Origin of the sequence: Marinobacterium lutimaris (assembly GCF_900108065.1) — a bacterium.
GTDB lineage: Bacteria > Pseudomonadota > Gammaproteobacteria > Pseudomonadales > Balneatricaceae > Marinobacterium_D > Marinobacterium_D lutimaris.
In genome coordinates, this window is record NZ_FNVQ01000001.1 from 1,142,078 (window position 1) to 1,159,119 (window position 17,042).

Below are 17,042 nucleotides of genomic sequence, written 5' to 3' on the forward strand. Positions count from 1 at the left end.
ATAAACGTTATGGAGTTGAGTCTATCGCCGCTTTTTATTCCTTAATAATATTAAAAATTGAATTACTTATTCCATATAGTGATTTTCACACTATCCAGCTCAAACCCTCGAGTGGGTTCAGGCCAAAGCCCAAAGCTCCCGCCTTTGAAGAGGCCTCCGACAGCTGTTCGCCGTCACCGAAAACCGGCCCCTCAACCCCATCGAAGCGATCATCCAGAGCGCGCTGCAAGGCGAGTCTATCGGTCAGACCGATGAGCAGGGTCGCAAATCCCTCCGCTCGCGCAATGCGGTTCAACTCCAGCATAGCCGCCGGGTAGTCGACCGCCCCCGATGCAGCACTGCGAAACTCCAGATACCCTATCCCCAGCGCCCGTATTCCCCGGAGGTTCTGCTCCCAGGTGTTCTGCGCATCAACGCAGAGCCCGGTTAAGTGCTCACAATGAAGCAACAGCCCGTAGCCCCGGTCGCGAAAATTTTCGATGGCCCCGGCCAGGCCTGAAAGCTCGGTCGTACAGGACAGATTCAGGCGCAGAATGATCTGGCAAGGTGAAAGCCCCAGGCTGTGCAGTAGACTTTCAAACACCAGGCCATGATCTTTAGGTACTGCCTCTATATGTCGCGTATGTATATCGAGAATCAGCGGCGGCTTCGGCGGGTTGCCAAGGTTGAGATAGATATAATGAAGGCACTGCAACGTCCTTATCAGCCTGTCGAGGAAAATAATATCGCTGCCGTTCCAAGCCTGCAGATAAACCCGCTGCCCGCTTAGCGCACCCGACGGGTCATTAAGCCTAAGCTCGCTGTTGTTCGCAAAATGGGCGAAGGTTGTCGTCGAAAAGACCGAGGAATGTACCGGCGTCAGCTTGATATTCTGGATCTGCGCACTCACCCCCTCGGGTTCAAGACCAATCCGCCCAACCTCCGCCAGTACAGAGTCTGGGTGGAGTTCGCGCAGGCGCCGGTTAAGATGTTTCACAATATAGGTCAGAGGCATAGGTATCTCCTTTGTCTGGCATTGTTGTTCTCGTCGTCTGATATGGCGTTGACTGTACGGTCGCCCGAACATCGGCAGGCAATGGAAACAAGCCCCCTGGAAACCAGAAGCTGCGTCATCGCATTTGACGGGCGGGAAACCGGTGCCGGTACCCGCAAAAAAGGCAGCCTGCTGGCTGCCTGCTATATGCATGGAAAGATTTTCAGACGAGGTAACTGGCCACCCTGATTGAGTCAGGGAGCGTAGATCTGGTCGAACACTCCTCCGTCATTAAAGTGAACCTGTTGTGCCTGCTGCCAGCTACCGAAGAGCTGATCGACAGTAAACGTCTTCAGGGTCGGGAACCGGGCGATATCCCGCGGATCAGCCAGGGCCGGCAGTACCGGGCGGTAGTAGTGCTTCGCCGCCAGTCGCTGCGCCTGTGGTGAATAGAGGTAGGCAAGATACGCCTCGGCAACGGCGCGGGTATCGTTTGCATCGGCCACCTTATCGACCAGGGTCACGGGCGGCTCAGCAAGGATAGAAACCGAGGGGACGACGATCTCAAACTGATCCGGACCCAGCTCATTGACCGCCAGAAAAGCCTCATTCTCCCAGGCAAGCAGCACGTCGCCGAGCCCCCGCTGTACAAAGGAGTTGGTGGCGCCACGGGCGCCTGAATCAAGCACCGGTACCTGCCGGTAGATGGCGGAGACAAACTCCCTGGCTTTTTCCTCATCGCCCTGATGCGTTTCCAGTGCGTAGCCGTATGCCGCAAGATAGTTCCAGCGCGCCCCGCCCGAGGTCTTCGGGTTCGGCGTGATCACCTCGACCTCCGGCTTGATCAGATCGTCCCAGTCATGGATCGCCTTAGGATTACCTTTGCGAACCAGGAAAACGATCGTCGAGTTATAGGGCGAACTGTTATTGGGGAGACGGCTTTGCCAGTCTGCGGGCAGCTTGCCCGTGTGCTCGCTGATTGCACTGATATCGTAGGCAAGAGCCAGTGTCACCACATCGGCCTCAAGCCCGTCGATGACCGAACGCGCCTGTTTCCCTGCCCCGCCATGCGACTGCCGAATATCGACATCATCGCCTGTGCGCTCATGCCAGTAGCGCTGAAATAGAGGATTGAACTCCTGATAGAACTCACGGGTAGGATCGTACGATACGTTCAGCAGCCGGATATCTTTGGCGCTGACCGCACCAGATACCGCACCAGACGCGGCCACCGCCAGGGTCAGAAGCGAGGCTTTAAATAGTTGGGAAGGTTTTTTCGGGAACATTTTACAATTCATCCTTTAACTAATTTCTGGGATGAATCGACTCTAACAATCGCGCTTTATTATAAAAATTAATAAAAACTAAAATGCTTATTACAAAAACGTCAAATAGGCGGGTACGGATGATTTCCCCGCATGAGGATCTACTTCGACCGGGAAACTTGCGCTTCTTTTGGGTTCGATAAGGCACTTGATACGGCAGGAGGCGCGAGCGGCAATCACTGGAGGTTGTTTATTTCGATAAGTGATTGATCAATATGGCCAAATAAAAGCCGCAAACCGGATGAAGGGGGGAGGTCCGGTTTGCGGCCAGCATCATGCTGAAAAGATGATGATTTACCAGGTGAGGACGGCACCTAACGCTAAAGTGTCTATATCTTCACCGCCCTCAGGTTCGTAGACACTGTATTCTCCGACAAGTTTCAAGTTGTCGGTAACATTGTAGAACACCGCTCCGGCAGAAAGTTCACTCTCACTGCCACCCGCATCTACATTGCCGTAAGAGAGAACTCCTCGAACGGCTTTGTAAGTGTAGGATGTCTGCACGAGATAGCCATCAGAATCTATCTCGGAATCGAGCACATGCGATGTGAAGGTGGTCGGGATACCCTCCTGATCAAACCCTGAAGCGGTTACTTTGAAGCCGCCGTAGCCAAGCTGGACGCCGTAAGCCACGCCCTGTGCATCGACCGAATCGGTGGCAGTGGTGGTTTCACCCATGGCGCCACTTAACCAGGCACCGATCTTCAGACCGTTGTAATCGGCGTTGTAGGTCAGCTCTGCCTCGAAGCGCGGCTCTTCGCTGTAGCGGCTCAGATCATTGGAATAGCTCGGATCCAGGATACCTACAGCGAGCTGGAAGCCATTGGCGGTCGGTGTGCGATAGGTGATCTGCGTATTCGGGTTGGCGTAGGGGTAACCGGTGGTGATGTTGCCGAAAGTGGTACGCACCGAATTCTGCGGCGCAAAACCAACACCCAGCAGCAGCTCATCGTTAAAAATGTTGCTGCGGGCGTAAAGACCGAAATCCTTACCGAACAGTACCTGACCCCAATCGCCATCGACGGTGCCGTAGAACTGACGCACATCGATACCGGTATCGGTTTCACTGTCGCCGTTCAGGTCGTCGTTGCTGACGTCGTTGATGGTTACCCAGAACGAGGAGCGCGCGCCGAGCGTCAGGTCGCCCTGCTCTTTGGCCACGTTGAAACCGATGTAGTTAGGCAGAAAGCCCATGCGGACACGGGAGACTTTGCTGTCGCCCTGTTCCTGGTGGGTATAGAAAGCATTCAGCAGACCGTCTGCGGAGAAGCTGGTGCCCTCCTTGTCGTAGAGAACGATCTCGGCTTGGGCCGATACGGACGCTGCAGTGACGGCCAAGGCCAGCAGTGAACGGGTCAGATTCTTGTTTTTCATGTGATCCCCTTATTATTTTTTGTCATGACGCTCAGGTCACAGGTTTGAAGCCGGAGCCTGATGGGGATCGATTATTAAAGGCACGGAGAACCGGGAGTATTCGACCTGAGCGCTGTTTCCAGTCGACTTTTCAGCCGAGATGAAAGAGGTGGAAACGAGGCAATGCCGATGACTGTCGTCGGTTTAATACGGTTGTACTGCAACGATTGACCGGTCCGGCCGGACGTATTACCTCTTTATGACACTGACCCAGGGATATAGACCGGCTCCCTACTTAAGCCTTGTGAGAGAGGTGTAAATCCTGCGACCTAAGAACGAAAAAAGCGCCTCGAAAGGCGCTTTGCAAAGCTTGGGCTTGGACTTAGGGACTGATCAGGCCAGTTCCAGCTTCTGTGCAGAGACCAGCACGCCATTGTTATCGGCGTAGACGTACTCACCGGGATTGAAGGTAACACCGCCAAAAGTCACCGGGATATTCAGCTCGCCGACACCCTTCTTATCGGTTTTCAGCGGGATAGTACCCAGCGCCTGCACACCGATATCGGTTTCGCCGATAGCGTTCACATCACGAATACAGCCGTAGATGATGATTCCTTCCCAACCGTTGCTGGCCGCCTTTTCGGCAAGCATGTCGCCGAGCATGGCGCGACGCATGGAAGCTCCGCCATCAACCACCAGTACCTTGCCCTCACCCGGCTGAGCAACCTGTTCGCGCACCAGGGAGTTATCTTCAAAGGCTTTGATGGTGACGATCTCACCACCGAAATTTTCCCGTCCGCCGAAGTTTGCAAACATCGGTTCAACAACACGGACCAGGTCGGGGAACTGGTCACACAGCTCGGGCAATAGATCTTCCACGGCAGACTCCTTGGTTTGACTCTTTAGTTGGCTGAATACTGGACCAGTTTTGTTGCAATTGCACTAGCACTTAAGTTCCAGTCCCTGGGGCTCTGCCGCGCCTTTTTGCCGCATCGGCTGTGCGGGCGCGGCAAAAGGCTTACTGGCGGATCAGGCTGAGCAGTACCTGAACCGGGTGCGGCAGACTCTGGTCATCGAGACGCTTCACCTGGGAACGGCAGGAGTAACCGGTAGCCATCAGCTGACCGCGGTTCTCCGGCTTGTTGACGATGTTGCGCCAGCTCAGGTCGTAGATATCCTTGGAACGCTGATAGTTGGCAGTCTCGTGACCGAAGGTGCCGGACATGCCGCAGCAACCGGAGGACTGGATCGTCAGCTTCTGGCCGAGTGCGTCAAAGATCTGCTGCCACTGTTTCAGCGACGGTGCTGCAGAGGTTTTCTCGGTACAGTGCGCCATTAGCTTGTATTCGGCACTCGGCAGGTCACGCTCCATACGGATATTGCCCAGTTCACCGGCCAACCACTCCTGTACCAGCGAGACTTTTGGCAGATCCCGGCCCACCGCATCGGCATATTCCTGACGGTAGGTCAGGGTCATGGAGGGATCGATACCGATCAGCGGCGCGCCGGTGGCTTCGAGAATTCGCAGCATCTCCACATTGCGCTTGGCCGCCTTGTTGAATGCCTTCATAAAGCCGTGCACGTGCAGCGGCTTACCGTTCGGCATAAACGGCGCCACCATCACGTAGTAGCCGAACTGCCCCAACAGGTCGATCAGGTCTAGCACCAGCTGGGTTTCGAAGTAGCTGGTGAAGGCGTCCTGCACGATCACCACAGCACGGTCACGCTGAGCCGGGCTCAGGGATTCGATCAGATCCGGCGTTGCCCATTCGATACCGCGCTCGCTCATCCCCTTGCGCAGATCGTTGGTGCAGATGACCGGGCTGTCGACCATACCGACCATGCGGCGCATGACGCTGCGCATCAGCGGGTTAGTCATCGCCCAGTTGTAAGGTGCCGGGAAGCGCGACAGCGTCGGCATCATAAATTCCAGGCTACCGACCAGGTAATCCTTCATCGGACGCAGGTAACGGCTGTAATAGAGCTCGAGGAAGCGGGAACGGAAGTCCGGCACGTTCACCTTGATCGGACACTGACCGACGCAGGACTTACACGCCAGGCAGCCCATCATCGCTTCGTGCACTTCATTGGAGAAGTCGTACTCGCCCTTGTTACGGCGAAGCGTATTGCGCAGCTTCACCGGCAGTGAGAGCAGCCCGGAGCCGCGGCGCGCCTCTTTGGCCTCAGCCACCGGATTAACGCCCTGCTTCGCCATCAGGCGCAGCCATTCGCGGATCAGCGAGGCGCGGCCTTTCGGTGAATGGATGCGCTCGCGCGTGCCCTTCCATGACGGACACATGGCATCGTTCGGGTCGTAGTTATAGCAGGCGCCGTTGCCGTTACAGTTCATGGCGGAATCGTACTGTTCGCGCACGATCACCGGAATCTCACGGTCGAGCTGCCCACGCGTCTGGACGCCATCGATACTCAACAGCTCGGCGCCATCGATCGCCGGCGTGGCGATCTTGCCGGGGTTAAGCTGGTTGCGGCCATCAAAGACGCCCTTGATCCTCTGCAGCTCGGCATAGAGCGGGCCGAAGAACTCCGGCGCGTATTCGGAACGCACGCCCTTACCGTGTTCGCCCCATAGCAGACCCTTGTACTTTTTGGTCAGCGCGGCGACGCCATCGGAGATCACACGGATCATCCCCTCCTGCGCCTCATCCTTCATATCGATGGCCGGGCGCACGTGCAATACGCCGCAGTCCACATGACCGAACATGCCGTACTTGAGGCCATGGCTGTCCAGCAGTGCGCGGAACTCCATAATGTAGTCGGCCAGGTTTTCCGGCGGTACCGCGGTATCTTCGACGAACGGAATCGGCCGCTTCTGCCCCTTGGCGTTACCCAGCAGACCCACGGAGCGCTTGCGCATCGCCCAGATCTTGCCGATCTCGCCGGCGCCGTAGGCCACGGTGTAGCCGAAGCTGACGCCAGGCTGACCCTTTACCTTATCCAGGTGGGCACAAAGCGCTTCCACATCTTTTTTCAGCGCTTCTTCGTCATCGCCGGTGTATTCCACCAGGTTGATGCCGCGAATTTCCGGTTCGCCTTCAACGGCGGGGAAATAATCACTGACCGCATCCCAGACGATATCTTCCATGGCCAGGTTCAGTACCTTGGAGTCCACCGTCTCGATAGAGGTCGGGCCCCACTGCATCAGCGCCTGGGCATCGCGCAGGGAGGATTCAAAGCTGTCGTACTTGAGGTTAACCAGCGCGGAGTACTTGGGGATCGCCAGCACGTTTAGCTTGGCTTCGGCGATAAACGCCAGCGAGCCTTCACCGCCACAGAGCACGGAGTTCAGGTTGAAACGCCCCTGCTCATCGCGGATATGCGCCAGGTCGTAACCGGTCAGGCAGCGGTTCAGTTTCGGGAAGGTGGCGTCGATCTGTTCCTTGCAGCGGCCGAAAATCTCATCGACGGTACGGTGCACCTCGCCGATGCGGTCTTCACGCGCCTTGATCTTGTCGAGCTCGGCCTCTTCAACGGGGCCGGAGGTCCAGAGATCGCCGCCGAGGAACACGCTCTTCAGTTCCAGCACATGGTCACGGGTCTTGCCGTACATCACCGAGCCCTGACCGCTGGCGTCGGTGTTGATCATGCCGCCAACAGTGGCGCGGTTACTGGTGGACAACTCCGGCGCGAAGAACAGGCCATAGGGCTTCAGCGCCGCATTGAGCTGATCCTTGACCACACCGGCCTGCACTCGCACCCAGCGCTCTTCCGGATTGATCTCCAGGATACGGTTCATATGCTTGGAAACATCAACCACCAGGCCATCGGTCAGCGACTGACCGTTGGTGCCGGTACCGCCGCCACGGGCACTCAGCACCACCTCTTTAAAGCGCGGGCTGTCCGCCAGCTGGGCGATACGCACCAAGTCATCCGTGTTACGCGGATAGAGCACCGCCTGGGGTAAAATCTGGTAGATGCTGTTATCGGTGGCAAGCACCACGCGGTTGGCGTAGTCGGGGTTCAGATCCCCCTCAAAGCCGCTCTCCTTCAGCGCCTCGACAAATGCGAGGTACAAATCCTGAATCGTATCGGTTTCGGCAATGCGTGGGATCATGGCTAATCCTGTGAGCTTTTAAAGACGTGGATTGAATGGGGCTAATGATGCAAAATCCGCATTTATCATTCAAACGATATATTTCTATTAATTAATCGATGAATACGAATAATATCTCGATTCGCCAGCTGCAGGCTTTCGTCGAGGTCGCCCTCAACGGTAGCTTCACCCGCGCCGCCGAGGGGTTGCACCTGACCCAGTCCACTCTGACCGCCCAGATTCAGCAGCTCGAGGACCAGGCGGGACTCAAGCTGTTCGACCGCACGACTCGCCGCGTACTGCTAACCGCCGAGGGAGAGCGCTTTCTACCGGTGGCCGAACGCCTGCTGTCAGATTTTAATACGGCGATGACCGATCTCCAGTCCCGCGCCGAGTTGAAAGAGGGCCACGTCAGCCTGGCGGGCTCGCCCTCGGTAGTCACCCGACTGCTGCCCACCGCCCTGCCGCTGTTTCGCCAGACCCATCCCGGTATCCGCGTCCATATCCGTGATGACAGCGCCGGCAGCCTGGAACAACGTGTGCTCAACAACGAGGTCGACTTCGCCATCGCCGGCAACCATTCCCAGCAACCGGACCTGGAATATGAGCCGATACTGCGTGACCGTTACGGTCTGGTCGTTACCCGGCATCACCGCTTGGCCAACGCAACCCAACTCAACTGGTCCCAGGTACCCAACGACGAACTGCTGCTGTTAAGCGGTGATACGGGGATTCGCGCCCAATTGGAACGTTTCAGCGCCAGCGGCCAGCTAAGTATCAAACTGGATGATGCCAAAATCGAGGCAACCAACCCCGCCGGGCTCGCCGCACTGATCGCGCAGAACCTGGGTGTCTCGGTATTGCCTGCGCTGGCCGCCGATACCCATTCCTTTGAGCAGCTACGCTTTATTCCACTACTCAAGCCCCAGCTTGAGCGGGAGATCTGTATTATCACCCGCCGCGGTCGAGCGCTAAGCCCGGCGGCTGCGGCGTTGCTGGCCAGCATCAGCGAGCAGCTTTCGCAGATGAAGCTCCCGGCAGGCGTGCAGGTGTGTCGCTGAACAGCCGATCAATCTCAGGGTTGAGTGAGGATTTTTTGATAAAACGCCAGGTCCAGCCAACGGCCAAATTTGAATCCCGCCTGACTGAGCGTACCCGCGTGGCTGAATCCAAACTTCTCATGCAATGCGATACTGCTTAGATTCTCAGCATCGATCACGCCCACCATCAGGTGATAACCCTGCTGTCCGGCATGTTTGATCAGCTCAATCAGCAATCTCGAAGCCACACCACGACCCCGAAAATCGCTATCGATGTAAACCGAATGCTCCAGGGTAAACCGGTTGGCGGCGTAGCCACGAAAACTGCCGTAAGTGGCGAACCCCATCAACCGCCCGCTTTCATCATCGAAGGCACCGATCACCGGGAAAGCGTTTTCCGCTTTACTCGCAAACCACTGTTTCATGTCATCCAGAGAGCGCGGCTCGTAGTCATAGAGCGCGGTTGAATTGATGATCGCATCGTTGAGGATAGCGAGAATCTGCTCGCCTTCAGCGTCGAAGCTGCAATAAGAGATGTTCATACCCTGCCCCTGAATCACATCGTCGCGGATATTAAGTCACAGTAGGGAAAAGCGGTAAATCCCGAAGAATCCGTCACAGCCATCACTGTGTAGATCAGCCGATCAAGAACTAACGCGATATTGGAGCTGTCACTAAAACTAAGCGTTTTAGATAACTGGAAGCTAACCTTCTCTCAACTGACAGGAGTCTTCATTTGTTAGTGGATAGACAGATAAAGAGCAGTAACAGGAAATCCTTGAGCCATCGTGTAGCAGGGATACTGGCAGGCGCGTTGCTATGTGCGCAGGCTTCCGCCGCCAGTGCCGCTCTGTCGGACGAGCAGCAACTGTTGCAACAGGCCGAACAGTTCCCGGCGATACGCACTATGCATATCGCTCACAAGGATCAACTGATCCTGGCTTCGGGTCTCCATGGCGGTAATCCGGATGCGGCGGCCAATATCAAATCGGCCTCCAAGCTGTTGATGTCTGCCATGGTTGGTGTGGCAATCGAGCAGGGATTGATTGAATCGGTGCACACACCGGTCGCGACGCTGTTACCCGACGAGCTGCCAACCAAACCCGACCCTCGACTGCAGCAACTGAATGTTGGCCACCTGCTGTCGATGCAGGCAGGACTGGAGCGCACCAGCGGGCAGAATTACGGCCGCTGGGTGAACTCCGCTAACTGGGTTCGCTATGCGCTGTCACGCCCGTTTGTGGATGAACCCGGCGGCGAAATGCTCTATTCCTCCGGCAACACCCATATGCTATCGGCGATCATCATGGATAGATCGGGCCACTCCACCTACCGCCAGTTCAACGAATGGTTTGCCGGGTCAGGCGCACGCGTCAGTAGCTGGATCACCGATCCCCAGGGCATTCCCATGGGCGGCAACCAGGTCAGTATGACGCCGGCATCATTGCTGGAGTTTGGCGAGGTCTATCGTCGCGGCGGCTTGACTGAAAGCGGGGAAAGAATTTTGTCAGAAGAGTGGATCGCCGAAAGTTGGCAACCGCGGACGCAGTCGATCTACACCGACGACGAACACGGCTACGCCTGGTTCCTGCGTGATCTGGGAGGCTACCAGGCGTATTACGGCTGGGGTTATGGTGGGCAGATGCTCTATGTGGTGCCTGAGCTGGAACTGACCGTAGTGATCACCTCAGACACCAGCAATCCTTCGGGTCGCTCGGGTTACGCGCGCTCCCTGCACCGGTTCGTCAGCGAAGAGATCATTCCCCGTATCGAAGTAGCGCAGGAAAGCTGACCAGCAAGTCTCACCCCGGGCCCTATCAAGCGATCAGATGGATCCCTTCCGGGTCCTGCTTGATACGGCCCGCCTTCATCAGCGAACCGATCGCCATCTTGTAGGCTTTCTTGCTGACACCGAAGGTTTCACGGATAGCATCCGGGTCACTCTTGTCACCCAGCGCACAATGACCGTTATTGGCTTCGAGGTAATCAAGGACTTTCTGTGCCAGCGGATCGACACGGGCGTAACCCGGTTTATCCAGCATTACGTCGATTTTGCCATCCGGCAGCAGCTGCTTGATAAAGCCGCTCATCCGCTGACCCGGTTTAATCTCACGGAACAGATCCTGGTGATGCAGCAGGCCTTCATAACGGTGATCGATAATCACCGGGTAACCAAGGTCGGTACGGCGGGCGATCAGCAACTCAACCAGCTGACCGACCTTGAGATCGGTCGGGTTCTTTTCGATAAAGCGGTCGGTCTTGGCCGAGGCGGCAATGCGTTCGCTGTTATCGATATAGATAAAGACCGTGCACCACTCTCCCACTGTCAGTGGACGCAGCTGCTCGGCGAACGGCAGAAACAGCTCTTTCGGCATCCCCCAGTCGAGAAAGGCACCAACCTTGTTCACGTCGGTGACGCGCAGGCGTGCAAACTGACCGACCATCGCACGAGGTTTGCGCGTTGATGCGACCATGTAATCGTCGGAGTCCAGGTAAACAAACACCTGCAGGCTATCGCCCAGGCGAGTATTTTCCGGCACCTCTTTTTTCGGCAACAGGATACCGCCGGCATCGCCGCCATCGAGATAGACACCGAAGTCCACTTCGCGAATAACCTTGAGCCTGTTAAGTTGTCCGAGTTCGATCACGATCTTGTCCTGAGGTCTTAGGCCCGCGGCCTAAAATGCCGGGAGCGTTGAAAAGCGATGCGCGGACGTTACCGGCAGCGGATCACGAAGGCAAGGCGCTACGCAGGTTAAATTCGGGATTGGCAGCATCATCCGGTGGCGGCGATGCGCCCGCCTTCAATAACTGGCGTGCCAACATATGCTCAGCCGGCGCATTGATCGACTCTACCGCAACCAGTCTGCGCTGGGCGTAACAAAACACTGAGAAGCGCTCTGCGTGTTCATCGCCACGGATCACCTCAAGATCATGGCCCTGCGCAATACCGGCGATCTGTAGTTTCGCCTCGTACTGATCACTCCAGAACCAGGGTACTGCATCGTAAGTACCCTCTTCGCCCATCAGGGTGGCGGCGACCCGTTTGCCCTGTTCAACCGCATTCTGGATCGATTCCAGATGGATCGCTTCGCCGTACAGCGGATGGTTAAAGCGGGTGCAATCTCCCGCCGCGAGGATATCCGGGTGCGAAGTTACGCCTTTTTGATCGACCAGCACGCCATCGGCGCATTCAAGCCCGATGCTTTCAGCAAGGCCAGTATCGGGTTTCACACCAATACCGATCAATACCAGCTCTGCCTCAAGAACCTCGCCGTTTGCCAGTCGCACGCCCCTGACGCGGTTATCAGCCGAGAGTATTTCAGCCAGCTGCTCACCCAACTTGAAAACGACTCCCTGCTTTTCATGCCGGCGCTGAATCCAGTGCGCAACCGGCAAACTAGCGGAACGAGCGAGCAGTTCGGATGAACGATTCACCAGGGTGACATCCAGACCGGCCAGTGCCAGCGCTGCAGCGCCTTCCAGGCCTATATAACCGCCTCCGATAACAACCGCACGCCTGGCGCTTCGCATCTCGCTTTTCAACGCATCGGCCTGCTCACGGTTTTGTAGGTAAACTACACCCTCAGCATCGGCGCCTGGAATCTCCAGCTTTTGTAGGCAGCTGCCGGTGGCCAGCACCAGTTTGTCCCAGGGGAGCGTTGCGCCGGATTTGAGTTCGAGGCGGTGAGCGGAGGGATCGATGGAGATAACTGAGTCGGACGCGATCAGGCGGATATCGTTGTTGCGGTAAAACTCGGCGTTTCGCTGCAACAGCCTGGCCTCGTCCCACTCGCCCTTAAGGTACTGCTTTGACAGTGGCGGACGTTGATAGGGTAAGCCCGCCTCGGCACCGATCAGGGTAATTGCACCCGGATACTTCTTGCGCCGCAGCTGCTCGGCAACGCTGACGCCGGCGTGTCCGTTACCCAGGATAACAACGCCGGCTTCGCTCATATCTGAGTATCCGGCGTCTGGATAACCATGCCTTCGAACTCGACCTTGATCTCTATCTGGCAGGAGAGCCGGCTGTTGTCACGACGCTCGGCAGCCGCACAATCGAGCATCTCATCCTCATTGCTGCCCATGGGCTCGAGACGATCGATAAATTTCTCATCGATATAGACGTGACAGGTGGCGCAGGTGCAGGACCCGCCGCACTCCGCTTCTATACCATCGACACCGTTCTGAAACGCCGCCTCCATCAGACTCCAGCCTTCCGGCGCAGCGACTTCACGCTCTGCTCCACTGGGTTCCACGAAGATCAGGTTGACCATTAATGACTCCATTCTCAAAAAATAAGGCGGTCACCCGTTAGAGTGACCGCCTTAACATATAGTTGGCTGCTTGGGCTTGTCCAGCTCGGACCCTGAGCCCTGGCAGCCTTTCAGGTTACGCTGATCAGGCCGGTGTTTCGTTGGCCAGGAAGAACCAGGTATCGAGCACGGAATCCGGGTTCAGCGATACGCTGGAGATTCCCTGCTCCATCAGCCAGCGGGCCAGATCCGGATGATCGGACGGTCCCTGACCACAGATACCCACGTACTTGCCCTGCTTGCGGCAGGCTTCGATCGCCATGGCGAGCAGTCGCTTGACCGCTTCGTTACGCTCATCGAACAGGTGCGCGATGATGCCGGAGTCGCGGTCGAGACCGAGCGTCAGCTGGGTCAGGTCGTTGGAGCCGATGGAGAAACCATCGAAGTGTTCCAGGAACTGATCCGCCAGCAGCGCGTTGGACGGAATCTCGCACATCATGATCAGGCGCAGACCGTTCTCGCCGCGCTTGAGGCCGTTGCTTTCCAGCAGATCGACCACCTGCTTGGCTTCGCCCGGCGTACGCACGAACGGCACCATGATCTCAACGTTGGTCAGGCGCATTTCGTCACGGACGCGCTTCAGTGCACGGCATTCAAGCTCGAAGCAGTCACGGAAGTCGTCAGAGATGTAACGCGCAGCACCGCGGAAGCCCAGCATCGGGTTCTCTTCACCCGGCTCGTAGCGGTCGCCGCCGATCAGGTGACCATACTCGTTGGACTTGAAGTCCGACATACGCAGGATCACCTTCTTCGGATAGAAGGCAGCAGCCAGGGTGGAGATACCCTCAACGAGCTTGTCGACGTAGAAGTCCACCGGACTTGCGTAACCGGCGATGCGGCGCTCGATGATCTGCTTAACATCACGCGGCTGATCATCAAAGTTGAGCAGCGCTTTCGGGTGCACGCCGATCATACGGTTGATGATGAACTCAAGGCGCGCAAGACCTACACCTGCGTTCGGCAACGCCTGAAAATCGAAGGCGCGGTCCGGGTTACCCACGTTCATCATGACGTGGAACGGCAGCGACGGCATCTGCTCTACGGAGTTGGTCTGGTGTTCAAACTCCAGCTGACCTTCGTAGGCGCGGCCGGTATCACCCTCAGCACAGGAAACAGTCACAACCTGACCGTTCTGCAGACGTTCGGTGGCATCACCACAACCAACGATCGCAGGAATACCCAGTTCACGGGCGATAATCGCCGCGTGGCAGGTACGACCGCCACGGTTGGTAACGATAGCGGCAGCGCGCTTCATGACCGGCTCCCAGTCCGGGTCGGTCATATCGGTGACCAGCACGTCACCCGGCTGCACTTCGTGCATCGCTTCCAGGCCGCTGACGATACGCACGGGGCCTGCGCCGATACGGTGACCGATGGAACGGCCTTCAACCAGGATCTTGCCCTTCTCTTTCAGCAGGTAGCGCTCGATAACGGTGGCGTTGCCCTGGCTGCGGACGGTTTCAGGACGTGCCTGAACCACGTAAAGCTCGCCGTCGTCACCATCTTTGGCCCATTCGATATCCATCGGACGGCCGTAGTGTTTCTCAATGATCACAGCGATGCGAGCCAGCTGCTCGACGTCGGCATCATTGATACAGAACTTCTGGCGATCAGCCATGGGTACATCGACAGTTTCTACCGCTTTACCGGCGCTGCCGTCATCGGTGTAAACCATCTTGATCGCCTTGGAACCCAGGGTACGGCGAAGAATCGCCGGAGTGCCCTGAGCCAGGGTCGGCTTGTAAACGTAGAATTCGTCCGGGTTCACTGCCCCCTGCACCACGGTTTCACCCAGACCATAGGCCGCGGTGATAAACACAACATGGTTGAAGCCGGATTCGGTATCCAGGGTGAACATAACGCCGGAAGCGCCGGTTTCACTGCGCACCATCTGCTGAATACCTGCAGAGAGGGCTACATCAGCGTGAACAAAGCCCTTGTGTACGCGGTAGGAAATTGCGCGGTCATTATAAAGGGAGGCAAACACTTCCTTGATAGCGTGCTTGATGTTGTCCAGCCCGCGGATGTTGAGGAAGGTTTCCTGCTGACCTGCGAAAGATGCATCGGGCAGGTCTTCTGCGGTAGCGGAAGAACGCACCGCTACGGAAATATTGGCGTTATCTCCGGACATCTCGGCGTAGGCGGTGTCGATAGCCTGCTCGAGTTCCGGCTGGAAATCCGCTTCCATGATCCAGCCACGGATCTGGCTGCCGGTTTCGATGAGGGCACGGGTATCGTCCGCATCCAGCACGTCCAGAGCCGCATTAATCTTTTCGGACAGTCCACCGTGATCGAGGAAATCACGATAAGCCTGGGCGGTAGTGGCAAACCCTCCGGGCACCTTGACGCCGGCATCAGCAAGGTTGCTGATCATCTCACCAAGGGAAGCATTCTTGCCGCCTACCTTGTCCACATCTCCCATGCCTGACTGGTCCAGGCGCAGTACATATTGCTGCAAAGCCGTTACTCCTGAAATTGAACGTCAACCTGAATAATTCTTGTTATTGTGTTTGAAGGGTTGGATGATACTGCACCTGAAAACAAAAATCGCCAGTTTGGCAAAATGTAATTTCACTACAAAACTTCGCCGAATCTGCACCCAAAATCTCCGTTATGTGCGAAAACGGGTAGTTTAAATTCGAACCAATTTCAGCACAAAACCAGTAAGAAACGAGCATGAAACGTACCGCTTTCTTTATCTCCGACGGCACCGGCATCACCGCCGAAACTCTGGGTCACAGCCTGCTTTCGCAGTTTGAAGCGATCCGCTTCCAGAAAATAACGCTGCCTTATATAGACACAGTCGAGAAGGCAAAACTCACGGTTGAGAAGATCAACGCCGCCTGCGAAGCGGATGGCGAACCGGCCATCGTACTCGACACCATTGTCGATGAAGACGTCTCCGCGGAGCTGGCCAAAAGCAACGGTTTCAAGATCGATGTGTTCTCCACCTTCCTGAAGCCGCTGGAGCGCGAACTGAAAACCCACTCGTCCTACACCGTGGGTAAGTCGCACGCCATTATCGAGATGAATCGTTACAAGGACCGTATCGATTCCGTGAACTTTGCACTGGATAATGATGATGGCGCGCGCACCCAGCAGTATGACCGGGCCGACATTATTCTGGTGGGGGTGTCCCGCTGCGGCAAAACGCCTACCTGCCTTTATATGGCGCTGCAGTTCGGTGTTCGAGCGGCTAACTATCCGCTGACCGAGGAAGACCTGGAAAACCCGAAGATGCCGGATGTGCTGCAGCAATACCGCCACAAGCTTTACGGCCTGACCATCGATCCGTTCCAGCTGGCGGCGATCCGGCACGAGCGCAGGCCTAACAGCCGCTATTCATCCCTGGATCAGTGTGACTTCGAGGTACGCACGGTGGAGCGCCTGTTCCAGCAGCAGGACTTGCCGTTCATCAATACCACCAACTTCTCCATTGAGGAGATCTCCACCCGCATCATCGCCGCTAAGGACCTTATCCGGCGCGTGAACTGAGTCACTTGAGGCGGTATTCCATATCGATATGGGGAATGCCGTCTTCATCGTACTGGTCGCTGATGGTCCGGAAGCCCAGGGAGTTATAGAAGTGTTCCAGGTGCGCCTGCGCAGAGATTTTTATCGGGCTCTCAGGCCAGCGCTCCAGGCAGGCATCTAATGCTTCTTGCATAAGTGTTTTGCCAAGACCGCTGCCGCGCTGTTCGACAGCAACGACGACCCGCCCAATTTGCGCATGCAACTGCTCTTCTCTGGGGGCAAACAGTCGCGCACCGGCAGCGAGCCTGTCACCGACAAAACCCAGCAAATGCAGAGCATCCGCGTCACGACCGTCGATATCCGGGTAGGCACAGCGTTGCTCTACAACAAATACTGTCTGCCGGAGCTGCAGCCAGGACTCCAGTATGGGCGCATCAAAACGAGAAAAAGTCAGTAGTTTCCATACAGTCTGGTTTGAAGTCATCGGTCTCTGTTTCCACCTTTCTTTCC

General features: G+C 56.6%; 14 protein-coding genes. 3 read left to right on the forward strand and 11 right to left on the reverse strand.

Annotation, left to right across the window (positions count from 1 at the left end; translation table 11 throughout):
* Nucleotides 1-85 precede the first annotated feature (85 nt).
* The 5 genes from C4S72_RS05070 to ydiJ all read right to left on the reverse strand — a co-directional run bounded on the left by C4S72_RS05070 (nucleotide 86) and on the right by ydiJ (nucleotide 7,723).
* Nucleotides 86-1,186 (reverse strand): hypothetical protein, encoded by a 1,101-nt coding sequence (locus C4S72_RS05070; RefSeq protein WP_146071862.1) that lies wholly within the window; start codon nucleotides 1,184-1,186, stop codon nucleotides 86-88.
* Between the two features lie 41 nt (nucleotides 1,187-1,227).
* The gene (locus C4S72_RS05075; RefSeq protein ID WP_104001953.1) at nucleotides 1,228-2,259 is read right to left on the reverse strand and encodes a sulfate ABC transporter substrate-binding protein; all 1,032 of its coding nucleotides are present in this window, start codon (nucleotides 2,257-2,259) and stop codon (nucleotides 1,228-1,230) included.
* Nucleotides 2,260-2,592: 333 nt separating this feature from the next.
* Nucleotides 2,593-3,672 carry a porin gene (locus C4S72_RS05080; protein ID WP_104001954.1) on the reverse strand — a complete coding sequence of 360 codons (1,080 nt, stop codon included), beginning with the start codon at nucleotides 3,670-3,672 and terminating at the stop codon, nucleotides 2,593-2,595.
* 372 nt (nucleotides 3,673-4,044) lie between these two features.
* Nucleotides 4,045-4,530 (reverse strand): ribonuclease E activity regulator RraA, encoded by a 486-nt coding sequence (gene rraA / locus C4S72_RS05085; protein ID WP_104001955.1) that lies wholly within the window; start codon nucleotides 4,528-4,530, stop codon nucleotides 4,045-4,047.
* A gap of 139 nt (nucleotides 4,531-4,669) precedes the next feature.
* Nucleotides 4,670-7,723 carry a D-2-hydroxyglutarate dehydrogenase YdiJ gene (ydiJ, locus tag C4S72_RS05090; RefSeq protein WP_104001956.1) on the reverse strand — a complete coding sequence of 1,018 codons (3,054 nt, stop codon included), beginning with the start codon at nucleotides 7,721-7,723 and terminating at the stop codon, nucleotides 4,670-4,672.
* A 98-nt stretch (nucleotides 7,724-7,821) separates the two neighbouring features.
* Between ydiJ and C4S72_RS05095 the strand changes: the two genes are divergently transcribed.
* Complete coding sequence (locus C4S72_RS05095) at nucleotides 7,822-8,763, forward strand: LysR family transcriptional regulator (RefSeq protein WP_104001957.1); 942 nt, start codon at nucleotides 7,822-7,824, stop codon at nucleotides 8,761-8,763.
* 14 nt (nucleotides 8,764-8,777) lie between these two features.
* On the opposite strand, the gene C4S72_RS05100 is transcribed toward C4S72_RS05095, so the two are convergent.
* Nucleotides 8,778-9,284 (reverse strand): GNAT family N-acetyltransferase, encoded by a 507-nt coding sequence (locus C4S72_RS05100; protein WP_104001958.1) that lies wholly within the window; start codon nucleotides 9,282-9,284, stop codon nucleotides 8,778-8,780.
* A 236-nt stretch (nucleotides 9,285-9,520) separates the two neighbouring features.
* Between C4S72_RS05100 and C4S72_RS05105 the strand changes: the two genes are divergently transcribed.
* A complete protein-coding gene (locus tag C4S72_RS05105) occupies nucleotides 9,521-10,534 on the forward strand; it encodes a serine hydrolase domain-containing protein (protein WP_235009048.1) in 1,014 nt (337 codons plus the stop codon).
* A 25-nt stretch (nucleotides 10,535-10,559) separates the two neighbouring features.
* Here C4S72_RS05105 and C4S72_RS05110 read toward each other — a convergent pair whose 3' ends face one another.
* From C4S72_RS05110 to ppsA, 4 genes are all read right to left on the reverse strand, one after another.
* Complete coding sequence (locus C4S72_RS05110) at nucleotides 10,560-11,390, reverse strand: CvfB family protein (RefSeq protein ID WP_104001960.1); 831 nt, start codon at nucleotides 11,388-11,390, stop codon at nucleotides 10,560-10,562.
* A gap of 82 nt (nucleotides 11,391-11,472) precedes the next feature.
* Nucleotides 11,473-12,699, reverse strand: coding sequence for an NAD(P)/FAD-dependent oxidoreductase (locus C4S72_RS05115; RefSeq protein ID WP_104001961.1), 1,227 nt, complete (start codon nucleotides 12,697-12,699; stop codon nucleotides 11,473-11,475).
* The gene (locus tag C4S72_RS05120) at nucleotides 12,696-13,019 is read right to left on the reverse strand and encodes a 2Fe-2S iron-sulfur cluster-binding protein (RefSeq protein ID WP_104001962.1); all 324 of its coding nucleotides are present in this window, start codon (nucleotides 13,017-13,019) and stop codon (nucleotides 12,696-12,698) included. Before C4S72_RS05120 ends, C4S72_RS05115 begins: the two co-directional genes overlap by 4 nt.
* Before the next feature lie 124 nt (nucleotides 13,020-13,143).
* Nucleotides 13,144-15,480, reverse strand: coding sequence for a phosphoenolpyruvate synthase (gene ppsA / locus C4S72_RS05125; RefSeq protein ID WP_407657697.1), 2,337 nt, complete (start codon nucleotides 15,478-15,480; stop codon nucleotides 13,144-13,146).
* Between the two features lie 254 nt (nucleotides 15,481-15,734).
* On the opposite strand from ppsA, the gene ppsR reads away from it, so the two are divergent.
* Nucleotides 15,735-16,553, forward strand: a complete 819-nt coding sequence (gene ppsR / locus C4S72_RS05130; protein WP_104001964.1) for a posphoenolpyruvate synthetase regulatory kinase/phosphorylase PpsR — start codon at nucleotides 15,735-15,737, stop codon at nucleotides 16,551-16,553.
* A gap of 1 nt (nucleotide 16,554) precedes the next feature.
* Here ppsR and C4S72_RS05135 read toward each other — a convergent pair whose 3' ends face one another.
* Nucleotides 16,555-17,016, reverse strand: coding sequence for a GNAT family N-acetyltransferase (locus C4S72_RS05135; RefSeq protein WP_104001965.1), 462 nt, complete (start codon nucleotides 17,014-17,016; stop codon nucleotides 16,555-16,557).
* Nucleotides 17,017-17,042: the final 26 nt, after the last annotated feature.